The organism is Planomonospora corallina (assembly GCF_042650625.1).
Classification (GTDB): Bacteria; Actinomycetota; Actinomycetes; order Streptosporangiales; family Streptosporangiaceae; genus Planomonospora_B; species Planomonospora_B corallina.
On record NZ_JBHSBM010000011.1, the window covers coordinates 233,659 to 245,687 of the forward strand.

Sequence of the window (12,029 nt, forward strand, 5' to 3'; positions counted from 1 at the left end):
TCGGCCGATAGATGGGGTAGCGATGAGTCGAACACCTCGGAGCTGCTCATGGAGATTTGCTCGAATTTGGTATTTCTGTTCTGGGCCGCTTGTCGGGAATGAGTGGATGTCTGTTGCGAGTGTGGTTTCCTGGGGCGTTCCGATGTGCGGGCAGAGGGCTAGTTATTGATCGTGAATCGACGTGCCGTCTCATCCCGTCGGGGAGGGGGTTGTGGTGAACTATATTCGATCATTTGTGTCGATGTGTCATACGGGAATGATCGACAATTTGTCTTTGATGGGCATCGAATTATTTTCCGGTCAATTTCTGGGTGATCCTCTCTGTCGTTCGCATGTGCGGGTCGCTAAATATCCACGGAGGCGCCCATGTCATTGAAGGTGTTAAGAAGCAGGAAACACATGGCGGTGGCGCTCTACGGAACGGCAGCGTCGGCGCTGGTGCTGGCCTACGGGTTCGAGGTCGTCGGGGAGCGGTTCTTCGTCCCCGCCTTCTCCGCCGTCTCCGTCTCGGCGGGTCTGCTGGTGTTCCTCCGGATGGACTCCCTTCTCAGGGACTGCCTGCGGAACACGGAACGGACGAGGCGGGTGCGCGGAGAGCTGAGGCACGTCAGGAGAAGGCTGGACTCGCTGGAGAGGGCGGAGGAGAGCCGGCACCACGGACAGGTCAAGGCCGCAGCCGCCTCCCAGGCCCGTATGGAGCGTGAGTTCACCCTGGTGGACAGGAAGTTCCGCGCGCTGGAGCGCACCGTCCGCGACACCTATGCCCAGACCGAGGCGTTCGTCGACCTGCGGGCGCTCATCAGCCCCAGAGCGCCGCTCCCGCCGCTGGTGAACTGGGCGGCCTCCGCCGACGCGCTCCGTCCGATGATCGAGTGGATCCTCCGGACCGAGCCGAAGGTGATCGTGGAGTGCGGCAGCGGATCGTCCAGCGTCTGGATGGGCTATGTCGCGGAGCGCACGGGATCGACGATCATCGCCCTCGAGCACGACCCGCACTACGCGGAGCTGTCCCGCGCTCTCGTCGAGGCCCACGGCCTGTCGGACGTCGTCGACGTGCGGCTCGCCCAGCTGCGGGAGTGGAGAAACGGCGAGGAGAGCTGGCAGTGGTACGCGCTCGACGCCGTGGAGGATCTGGCGGAGATCGGTCTGCTCTTCGTCGACGGCCCGCCCGGCGCCACGGGACCTCTCGCGCGTTACCCAGCTCTTCCGATCCTCCTGCCCCGCTGCGCCGACCAGGTGGCGGTCTTCCTCGACGACACCAGGAGGGAAGAGGAGAGCGCGGTGAGCGACCGCTGGGCGGCGGAGTTCCCGGGGCTGGTCCGCTCCGACAACAGGGGGAACAAAGGGCTGGACATGTTCGTCAGGAGCTCCGGATGAACGGCAGGTCCGTCTGCCCCTCTCTCTTCCAAGGCTGCCATATCGGGTTCGGAGGGCAGGCCGGCCTGCTGACGCGGCTGGCCGGCGATGCCGTCGGGCACTGGACGGACCTGGACCGCGCGGCGACCGACGCACCGCTCGCGCCGGCTGAGACGGAACGCCTCACCCTCATTGCGCGGACGCCCGCCGATCTGCGACGGGCGGTCCCCCTGGCGGGACTCCTGCCCCATGCGGCCACGGTCACCGTGGCCATCGCGGAGTCTCCCGACTGGCGGACGCCGCCGGTGCCGGTCCCCGGCAACGCGCGGTGCTGGAACGGGTTGCTGGACGTCCGGCTCCGCCGCGGGGACGACGGCTCGTGGTGGGCCGAAGTGGGATTCGGCACGCGTGCTCCGGCGGGGGAGGTGCTCAAAGCGGTCTCCCGAGGCCTGACGGGCCGCTCGCTGAGCACGCCGTACATGCCGGTGGTCGCGCTGGCCGGTGCCGGCTCGTGCCACTGGCGGCCGGGAGACCCCAACGTCACACTCGCCTCCCTGCTGGGACCGATCCCCGGCAGGAGAGCGGCACCGGGCTCAGATCTCTTCCTGAGGACGGTGGGAACCGGGGCCCCGCCGTGGCGGATCCCGGACGTTCACCCGATCGACCGGGCAGGCATCCCGGACGGCGTCGCCGGGAATGCCGGGGTGGACGCCCGGAACGGACCGGCGCCCTCGCTCGCTCCGGACGATCTTCCTCCGGTCGACGAGATCTCGATCTGCCCCATCGGCTTCACCTCGGCCGTCGGCGGCCCCGTCGGCGAGATCCACGACGGCGGTGAAGCCTACGAGATAACCGCTCACGGTGACGTCGTCGCCCGCGTTCCCCGGTCCGGGGCATTGACGGAGGTGGACGTCGCCCGGACGCGGGGGCTCCTGGGCGTAACGGTGGATCTCGGTCGGGAGCCGTGCGGGCCATCCGCCGGTCTTGCCCGGATCGTCTGCGGTCTGGCCGCCGCGGGCGTGCCTGTGGTGGCCGATCCCGGGCCGGAATGGCGTGCTGTGCTCGGGCCCGGACTGGTGGAGGCGATGAGCCGCTTCGGTCCGGAGGACCTGGCCGACCCGCTGTCCCGGGAGGAGTTCAGCATCCGGCTGCGGCGCGCGGCGCTGGCGTCGCACGGCACGGTGGCCAGGTGGCGGGCGCTTGCCCGGACGAGGAACGTGCCGGTGCCGGAGCGGCCCGCGGTCTCGGTGCTCCTGTGCACCCGGAGACCGGAGATGGTGGAGTTCGCGCTGGGGCAGGTGGCCCGGCAGCGAGGGGTGGAGGTGGAGGTCGTGCTCTCCCTGCACGGCTTCCCGCGGGATCTCCCCGCGGTCGCGGGGGCGATCTCCTCGTACGGGGGCGAGATCACCGTGATCGAGGAGGACGGGGACCGGGTGTTCGGCGAAGTGCTCAACCGGGCCGCCCGGCGGGCTCGGGGAACGTTCCTGGCCAAGATGGACGACGACGACTGGTACGGCCCTGATCATCTGTCGGACCTGCTGCTCGCCCAGCGGTATTCGAACGCCGATCTGGTGGGGACCGCCTCCGAGTTCGTTTACCTGGATGCCATAGACGTCACCATCCACCGTGAGATCAGGACGGAGACCTACGCCGACCGCGTGGCCGGCAGCTCCATGCTGGTATCGCGGGCGGCACTCGACGAGGCGGGCGGTTTCCGGCCGATCCCCCGGACCGTGGACGGCCAGCTGCTGGAGGCGGTCTCCTCCGCCGGAGGGCGGATCTACCGCACGCACGGGTTCAACTACATCGTCAGTCGCCGACGCATATCGGGCCACACCTGGCAGGAGCCGCTGACCACGTTCCTGGGGAGCTACCGCCGTCAGTGGCGGGGTTTCCACGCGAATCCGCTGATGGAGATGGGCGGCTCCACAGGCGAAGAACGTTCAGTCATGAGCGGCGGTGCCGCCACCAGAGAAGGGCAGCAGTGATGCAGGGTCCGATTACGGATGCGGATGTGATACCCAGGCCGTTGATCCGGCTGAACGACTTCGGCTGCCTGACCCCTCCGGAACTGGGAGCCTGGTCGCCCCGGCGCACGGTGAGCGTCGTGATCCCGGCGTACCGGTGCGGCGACACCCTTGAGCTCACCCTCGCCGGCCTGGCGGCGCAGAGCTACCCGGGTCACCTGACCGAGGTCATCGTCGTCGACGACGGGGACGAGGAGGAACCGCTCCGTCTTCCCGAGTTGGTCCCCGAGAACACGCGTGTCATCCGCCCCCGGTCCGGCTGGGGGATCGCCAACGCCTTCCACAGCGGGGTGGCGGTCGCGGAGGGCGACGTCGTCCACCGGCTCGACGCGGATCTGGTGCTGTGCCGGGAACATGTGGAGGCGCAGATGCGCTGGCATCATCTGGCCGACTACCTGGTGGCCCTCGGGCATCTGCGGTTCAACGACCACACACCCGGCAGCCTGAGCGCCCAGGACGTGCACGCCGCCGTGTCGGCGGGGGCCGTGAACAAGCTTTTCGATGAGGACGAAGGCGTCCCCCAGTGGACCGAGGCGGTGTGGGACCGGACCGGGGATCTCCGCCAGGCCGGCCTGGGTGTCTTCCGGCTCCACGTCGGCGCCACGGTGTCCCTGCCGAGGCGGCTGTACTGGTCGGCGGGAGGCATGGACACCTCGCTGCTGCGCGGCTCGGACACCGAGATCGGTTACCGTCTGGCGCAGGCCGGCGCGGTCTTCGTCGCGGACCGGGAGTCGCACTGCCGCCACCTGGGCAGTTCCACGGTGATGCGCCGCCAGGACGAGGTCAAGCGGTACACCCGGCCCTTCATGGCGGAGAGAGTCCCCTACCGCACTTACCGCCCGCCGAAGTCCTCCGGACGGCAGTACCTCGTACCCACGGTGGAGGCGGTGGTCGCCGCCGAGAACCGCTCGCTGGAGGACGTGCGGGCCACCGTCGACGGTCTCCTGACGGGCTGGATGTCCGACGTGTCCGTCGTCCTCGCCGGCCCCTGGCATCTGCTCACCGACGAGCGCCGCTCCCCGCTGGACGACCCGCTACTGGACCTGCGTCTCGTCAGGGAGACCTATCGGGGGGAGAGCCGGGTCCGTTTCGTGGAGGAGATCACCGAGACGGCCTTCCCCGCGCCGTTCCGGTTCACGTGCCCGGCAGGGTGGGTGCCCGACGCGGACGCTCTGCGGCGGCTTGTCGAGTTCGCCGACGACGGCGCCCTCGGCCTGATCAGCCTGGCGCTGGACGAGCGTGCCGACGTGGTGGCGGCCCGGCTGGAGCGGACCGCGGCCGTCAGGCGCGCCCGGATGCTCGTCTCGCCCGGTGACGACCTGGACGATGTGATCCACCGGGTTTTCGGCACGGTCTGGGAGGACGGCCGGAAGTGGGGGATTCTCCCCGCCGGTGACGAGCGCCTCGTTTCCCCGGCCGAGCTCGTCGCGCGGGCCGAACGGTGGCGGAAGCGGGCGGAGAAGTGGGAGGAGCGCGCCCGGCGGTGGAAGAGGGAGGCGCAGGGGCTGCCGCGGTGGCGGGCCGACCGCTCCGCGAAGCTGCTGCCCCGGGCTTTCGGGAAGGGACTGCGGCTGGTCGGGATAGGCAGGGCCCGCCGTCGGCCAGGGGGATGGAAGGAAGCGGGAACCTCCTGAGGTGTAAGCCGTATCCGGCGACCGGGGCGCGCCCGGCGGCCGGGTCCGGCGGTTGCGCGTATCGGGAACGACACGCGGGACGGGACGGTCTCCGCGGACGAAAGGGATGACCAGTGCCCCTGATCAGCGTCATCGTGCCGGTCTACAACGTCGAGCCCTACCTGCGGGCGTGCCTGGAGTCGCTGGCGGCCCAGACCTGGCGGGACATCGAGGTCGTCATGGTCGACGACGGCTCTCCCGACGCCAGCGCCGGGATCGCCGAGGAGTACCAGGAGCGCGACCCCCGCTTCCGGCTCCTGCGCCAGGCGAACGCCGGCCTCGGCGCCGCGCGCAACGCGGGGCTGAGCCGGGCGTCGGGGGAGTTCGTGGCCTTCCTCGACAGCGACGACCTGCTGCCGCTGCACGCGCTGGAGGCCATGGCCGGCAGCCTGCTGGAGACCGGCTCCGACCTGGTGTCGGGGAACGTCAAGCGGTTCGGCGGGCGGAGGATGCGGCAGCCCCCGATGCACCGGGTGGTCTGCGCCCGCCCGGTCCGGCGGACGCACGTCACCTCCTACGACGCCCTGCTCCGGGACCGCCTGGTCACCAACAAGCTCTGGCGCCGCTCCTTCTGGGACGAGCACGGCTTCGCCTTCCCGGAGGGAGTGCTCTACGAGGACATCGCGGTCGCGCTGCCCGCCCACTTCCTGGCCAAGACGGTGGACGTGCTGACGGAAGACGTCTACCTGTGGCGGGAGCGGGAGGGCGAACAGCAGTCGATCACCCAGGACCGCGCGCAGGTCAAGGGGGCCGAGGACCGGTTCACCGCGGTGCGGTCGGTCCGCGACTTCCTGCTGGCCGGGGGCTTCGCCGGGCACGTCCCCGCGTGGGACCGCACCGTCCTCGACAGCGACCTCGCCCTCTTCCTGAACGTGCTGCCCCGGGGCGACGACGCCTACCGGCGGCGGTTCATGGAACTCGCCGCGGGCTATCTCGACGAGGTCGACCCCGCCGTCCTGGCCGCGCTCCCCGCGCCTCGCCGGGTGCTCTGGCACCTGGTACGGCGAGGCCACCTGGCCGACGTGCTGGCGGGACTCGCCTGGGAGCGCGCGACCGAGCCGAAGGCCGTCCGCCGGGGGGCCCGGTACCGTCTCCAGGCCCCGGTGGACGGCCTGCCCGCCGAGGCGACCAGCCTGAGCGGCGAGCTGACCCTGGTGCAGCGGCTGGACGACGTGCGCTGGGAGGCGGGACGCCTCGTCATCGAGGGCCGGGCCGCCGTACGGTACCTCCGCCCCACCCGGCGGGTGCACCAGCAGGTCTTCGCCTGGCTGGTGAGCTCCGACGGCGGGCGGCGGATCCGCGTCCCGGTCACCGCCGTGCGGGCGGCCCCTGCCGAGTACGCGAGGGACAGCCGCCGGCAGCGCGACTGGGGCGGTTTCCGCCTCGCCGTCGATCCGGACAGGCTGACCGCCGGTCCGGAGGGCTCGGCCTGGCACGTCGAGCTGCTGGTGGTCCACCGCGGCATGGTGCGGCGCGAACGGCTGCGGGCGGGCGGCCGGGACGAGTTCCGGGAGAACGCCTTCGAGGTCCGGCCGGGCCTGCGGGCGGTGCCCGGACGGGCGGGGAACGACGACTTCGTCCTCAGGCTGGAACCGGAGCGCTTCCGGCTCACCGCACGGGAGACGGACGGAGACCGGATCCGGCTGACCGGGCGGGTCTCCGGTTCCCCGGCCGCGCCCGTCCTGGAACTGGTCCGCCGGCCGGGCGGGACGGTCCTGCCCTATCCGGTCCGCGTCGCGGGCGGGTCCTTCACCGCGGAGTTCGACCTGAGGGACGTGCTGCCCGCGCGGCTGCCCCGGCTCGACCCCGCCGGCCCCGACGCCCTGGCCCTGGACACGAAGGTGGAGTGGCGGGCCCGGATCACCGAAGGGAAGACCGGGAAGCCGACGGGGAGGTCGTGGCCGGTCATCGACGGCCTGGACGTGTACCGCCGGGTGCACGGGGACCGGGAGGTCGTCGCGGGTCCGTCGGCGACCGGGGGGTTCGCCCTGCGCGTGCAGCCCCCGGCCGCCACGGTGGAGCACGCCGGGTGGTCGTCCGGCGCGCGGCTGCTGCTCGCCGGGGGCTTCGCCGACATCGGGGAGGCTCCGGAGCGCCTCGTCGTGCTCTCCGCCGACCGCCGCGACGAGTGGTCGTTCCCCGTCCGCCGGGACGGCACCAGGTTCGAGGCCGTCGTCACCTGCGCGGCGGTGGAGTCCCTGGCGGGCACGCTCCCGCTCCCCGAGGGACGGTACGGCCTGGCCCTGCGGACCCCGGCACGCGACCTCCCCCTCGAAGCGGACCTCGGTCCCGTCGAGCACGCGGGCGAGGGACGGGAGTTCTCCCTCGAGAACGACGGCGCCGGGCACGCCGTGCTCGTGGTGGGTCCGGATCTGACGGCGGAGGAGCACGGCGCGAAGAACCAGCGGGAGTTGCGGACCGCGCGCTACCCGGCGTGGCGCCGGGAACCGCTCCGGCGGGCCGTGCTGTTCGACTGCCAGGAGGGCAGGCGCTTCTGCGGTGACCCGAAGGCCGTCTACGAGGAACTGCGGAGGCGGGGGACCGGCCTCGAGTTCCTGTGGGTGGTCCGCGACGGGCAGGTGGAGCTGCCGCCGGGGGTGACGCCCGTCCGGTGGGGCGGCGCCGACCACTACGAGGCGCTCGCCCGCTGCCGCCACGTCGTCGCCGACGCGCACCTGCCGCAGTGGTTCGAGCGCCGGCCGGGGCAGACGGTCCTGCAGACCTGGCACGGGGGCGGGGTGAAGCGCACCGGGTTCGACGCCGCCGGGACGCCGCAGACGGCCGATGAGCAGGAACGGCTGGCCGTACGGGTCGCGCAGTGGGACTACCTGGTCTCGCCCGGTCCGTGGTGCACGCCTCTGCTCCGCGACGCCTTCCGGTTCTCCGGCACGACGCTGGAGACGGGCCGCCCGCGCAACGACGTGCTGGTGCGGCCGGGACGGGAGGAGCTGGCGGAGCGGGTGAGACGGCGGCTCGGCCTGCCTCGGGACAAGAAGGTCGTGCTCTACCTCCCCGCCCGCCGGGAGGACAGACCGGCCGGCCGGGGCCGCTACCGGTTCGACCTCCGGCTGGATCTGGCGCGGATGCGGGAGCGGCTGGGCGCGGACCACGTGCTGCTGGTCCGCAGGCACCTCGACACGGTGGGCCGGGTGCCCGGCGCCGGTGACGGGTTCGTCGCCGACGTGTCGGCCTACCCGGACGTCCAGGAGCTGTATCTGGTGGCCGACGTCCTGGTCACCGACTACTCGTCGGCGATGTTCGACTTCGCGGTGACCCGCCGTCCGATGCTCTTCTACATCTACGACCTGGAGCACTACCGCGACCACGGCCGCGGCCTGGCCTTCGACTTCGCCGGGGCGCCCGGCCCGCTCCTGCGCGGCACGGACGAGGTGGTCGCCGCGCTGGAGGGGATCGACGCGGTCGCCGGGGAGTACGCGGAACGCTACGAGGCCTTCACGGCGAGGCACTGCGGGCTCGACGACGGCGGTGCGGCCGCCCGGGTCGTGGAGGCGGTCTTCGGCTGATCCGGCGGCCACCGCGGGGCCCGCGGAGCGGGTTCCCGGTCGTGCTGTGGCGGTGAGCGCGGACAGTGACGGCGTGCTCATCCGCGGGGCAGGACCGGAGAAGGCGCTTCACGGGCTTCTTCCTGTGTAAAGGCAAATCGGGGCAGCGACCCGTGTTGGTCAAGAAGTGGCATGGAGACCTTCCGGTGGTTACAGACCGTTGATTCCCGGCAGGTCCCGGTAGTCATGCTGGCAGGCATGAGGGCCTACTCACTGGACGACGTCCGCACCACCTGCAAGCAGAAGGACTCATGGTGGACGGTCTTCTTCGTCGATCCGGTGGCGTGCAGGCTCACGGTGGTCGCGGCGAACCGCACGGACGTCACGCCCAACGCGCTGACCTGCCTGTCGATGGTGCTCGGCCTGGGGGCCGCGGCCGCCTTCGCGCTGGGACAGCTCGCGGCGGGGGCCGTGCTGTTCTACGTGAGCTTCACGGTCGACTGCATGGACGGCAAGATCGCCCGGCTCAAGGGCACGGGCACGCTGTTCGGCCAGTGGGTCGACTTCGTGGGCGACCGCGTCCGTGAGCTCTGCTGCGCGGCCGGGCTGGCGTTCGGGCAGTACGCGGCGACCGGTGAGCTGGCCTACGTCCTGCTCGGGGCGGGGGTCGCGGTGCTGGACCTGTTCCGCTACGTGAACTCCTCGCAGATGAAGCGGGTGCGCGAGGCGGTCCGGGAGATCCGGGGACCGCAGGAGCACGCGGCCGGGGAGCACACCGGGCCGTACGCGGCCGGGGGATATGCCGGGCCGTACGCGGCCGGCCTGTCCACCGGGTCGTACGCGGTCGGTTCGCCCGCCGGGGAGTACGTCCCGTACGGTGCCGTCCCGCAGGCCGGGGGGTCCGCCGAGCTGTACGGTGCCGCCCCGCGGTCCTGGCGGGCCCGGGCGCTGGAGGGGTACCGCGCGCTCGGCCGGTTCCTCGCCCGCTACCGGGTGCGCACGCACCTGATGAGCGGCATCGAGTTCCACGCCGCGGTGTTCGTGCTGGCGCCGCTGCTCGGCGCCGGGGCGCTGCTGCCCGTCTCCGTCACGGCGGGTGCGCTGCTCCTGCTGAACGAGGCGTTCCTCGTCTACAAGCTGTGGCGGCTGACCCGGACGGCGGTGCCCGCCGTACCGGTTCCGCGGGGGCCGCAGCGCGTGTCCGTCTGACCGGCGCGTCCGTCAGGCCGGCACACCTGTTCGACCAAATCTTTCACGGGGGTTCGTGTGATGCAGTCCGAGATGCAGTCCGACAGACCGATCTTCGTCATCGGGTGCCCGCGTTCCGGCACCACGATGCTGCAGCTCATGCTGCACGCCCACCAGCGCATCGCGGTGCCGCCGGAGACCCGGTTCATGCTCGCGGCCTACCAGAAGAGGCTCCACTTCGGCGACCTCGACAACCCGGTGAACCGCGCGGAGCTGGCCGACTGGCTGGTGAACCGCCGGCAGAACCGCTTCGAGGACCTGGGGATCGACGCCGCCGAGGTGAGCCGGGAGATCATCGAGGGGCCGGGCACGCTCGGCTCGGCGCTGGGTGTCGTGCTGCGGGCCTACGCGGCCCGGTTCGGCAAGCCGCGCTGGGGCGACAAGCGGCCCTCCTACTTCAAGAGCGTCGACGTGCTGCTCCGGCTCTTCCCGGACGCGCAGTTCGTCCACCTGATCCGGGACGGCCGGGACTGCGTGGCGTCGCTGAAGGAGATGCCCTGGTACAACAAGGAGATCTACCACGCGGTCGCCATCTGGGCCGAGGCGATCGACTTCGCCCGCCACCGCGCGCCGAAGCTGCCCGCGGGCAGTTACCACGAGCTGCGCTACGAGAGGCTGACCGCAGACCCGGAGAGCGAGCTGCGCGCGCTCTGCGCGTTCCTGGGCGAGGAGTTCGACCCGGCGATGTGCGAGCCGAGCCGGGTGGCGGGCGTCGCGGTGCCGGAGCACAAGACCTGGCACGTCAACACCCACCGCGAGGTGACCACGGTCCGGTCCGGCTCGTGGCGGGACCGGTTGAAGCCGTGGGAGGTCTCGCTCTGCGAGAGCGTGCTCGGCGACCGGCTGGAGGAGTACGGCTACGAGCTGAGCGGGGCGCCGAGGCCCACCAAGTCGCAGCTGCTCGCCTACCGGCAGACCGTCGCCGCGCGCCGGGTGACTCGGAGCCGGCGGGCCTTCTCCGACCGGATGGCGCGGCTCCGCGAGCCGAACCCGGTCGCGGCCCGGCTCACCTCCGCCCAGCTGGAGCTGGCCGGCCTGCCGGTCCCGCAGGAGACGCCGGTCCTCGCCGCCCACTGACCTCCGCGGCGCCGGTGGACGGACTCTCCGCCGGTCCCGGACGGTCCTCCCGTCCCGGACGGCCATCCCCGCCGCTCCGGTGGCGCGCAGGCCGATGTTTTCCGTCGCAGACTTCCCACGGGGGTTCGTCGTGATGCAGTCCGATAGGCCGATCTTCGTCATCGGGTGCCCGCGTTCCGGCACGACGATGCTGCAGCTGATGCTGCACTCGCACGCGCGCATCGCGGTGCCGCCGGAGACCCGGTTCGTGGTCCCCGGCTACTACCGCCGGTTCACCTTCGGGGACCTGCGCCTGGAGGTCAACCGGCGCCGCCTGGGCCGGTGGATCGCCGACGACAGGGACACCAGGTTCAGGGAGCTCAAACTCGACGGGGACCGGTTCGTCGAGGACGTCGTCGCCGGGCCGCCCACGCTGGGGTCGGCGTTCGGCATCGCCTTCCGCTCCTACGCCGCGCGGTACGGCAAGCCGCGCTGGGGCGACAAGCGGCCCAGCTACTACCACCAGGTGGACATGCTCCTGCGCCTGTTCCCGGACGCGCAGTTCGTCCACCTGATCCGGGACGGCCGGGACTGCGTGGCGTCGCTGAAGGAGATGCCCTGGTACAACAAGGACGTCTTCCACGCGGTGAACAACTGGGCCGAGGCGATCGACTTCGGCCGCCGCCACGCCAAGAGGCTCCCGGCCGACAGCTACTACGAGCTGCGCTACGAGGACCTGACCGCCGCCCCGGAGGCCGAGCTGAGCAGGCTCTGCGCCTATCTCGGCGAGGACTACGACCCGGCGATGGCCGAGCCGTACCACCTGGCGCGGCTGACGATCCCGCGGCAGAGGTCCTGGCACGGCGGCACCCACGGCGAGGTGACCACCGCCCGGTCCGGGGCCTGGAAGGAGCGGCTGGAGCCGTGGGAGGTCTCGCTCTGCGAGACGGTGCTCGCCGGGCGGCTGGTCGCCTGCGGCTACGAGCTGACCGACGCGCCGAAGGCCGGCAAGGACCACGTCGCCGCGGTGGAGGCGGTCGCGGGCAGGAGGCGCCGGGCCCGCCGGCGCCAGGAGGTACGGGACCGGATCAACCGGTTCCGCGAGCCGGGGCCGGTGGCCGCGCGGCTCACCACCCGGCAGTTGAGCGAACTCACGAGGGCGTGAT

General features: G+C 71.7%; 7 protein-coding genes. All 7 read left to right on the forward strand.

The features are described from left to right. The first annotated feature begins 366 nt into the window (after positions 1-366). The 7 genes from ACFOWE_RS06000 to ACFOWE_RS06030 all read left to right on the forward strand — a co-directional run bounded on the left by ACFOWE_RS06000 (position 367) and on the right by ACFOWE_RS06030 (position 12,028). Entirely contained in the window at positions 367-1,377 is a 1,011-nt protein-coding gene (locus ACFOWE_RS06000; protein ID WP_377285938.1) for a class I SAM-dependent methyltransferase, read from the forward strand. Then, complete coding sequence (locus tag ACFOWE_RS06005; protein ID WP_377285940.1) at positions 1,374-3,344, forward strand: glycosyltransferase; 1,971 nt, start codon at positions 1,374-1,376, stop codon at positions 3,342-3,344. Before ACFOWE_RS06000 ends, ACFOWE_RS06005 begins: the two co-directional genes overlap by 4 nt. A 41-nt stretch (positions 3,345-3,385) precedes the next feature. Further along, a complete protein-coding gene (locus tag ACFOWE_RS06010; RefSeq protein WP_377285941.1) occupies positions 3,386-5,017 on the forward strand; it encodes a glycosyltransferase family 2 protein in 1,632 nt (543 codons plus the stop codon). A gap of 113 nt (positions 5,018-5,130) precedes the next feature. Continuing rightward, positions 5,131-8,580 carry a bifunctional glycosyltransferase/CDP-glycerol:glycerophosphate glycerophosphotransferase gene (locus tag ACFOWE_RS06015; RefSeq protein WP_377285943.1) on the forward strand — a complete coding sequence of 1,150 codons (3,450 nt, stop codon included), beginning with the start codon at positions 5,131-5,133 and terminating at the stop codon, positions 8,578-8,580. Between the two features lie 237 nt (positions 8,581-8,817). Continuing rightward, positions 8,818-9,768 (forward strand): CDP-alcohol phosphatidyltransferase family protein, encoded by a 951-nt coding sequence (locus ACFOWE_RS06020; protein ID WP_377285944.1) that lies wholly within the window; start codon positions 8,818-8,820, stop codon positions 9,766-9,768. A 60-nt stretch (positions 9,769-9,828) separates the two neighbouring features. Then, complete coding sequence (locus tag ACFOWE_RS06025) at positions 9,829-10,884, forward strand: sulfotransferase family protein (RefSeq protein ID WP_377285945.1); 1,056 nt, start codon at positions 9,829-9,831, stop codon at positions 10,882-10,884. A 133-nt stretch (positions 10,885-11,017) separates the two neighbouring features. After that, positions 11,018-12,028: a sulfotransferase family protein gene (locus tag ACFOWE_RS06030; protein ID WP_377285946.1), complete on the forward strand. Its 1,011-nt coding sequence runs from the start codon at positions 11,018-11,020 to the stop codon at positions 12,026-12,028. Position 12,029: the final 1 nt, after the last annotated feature.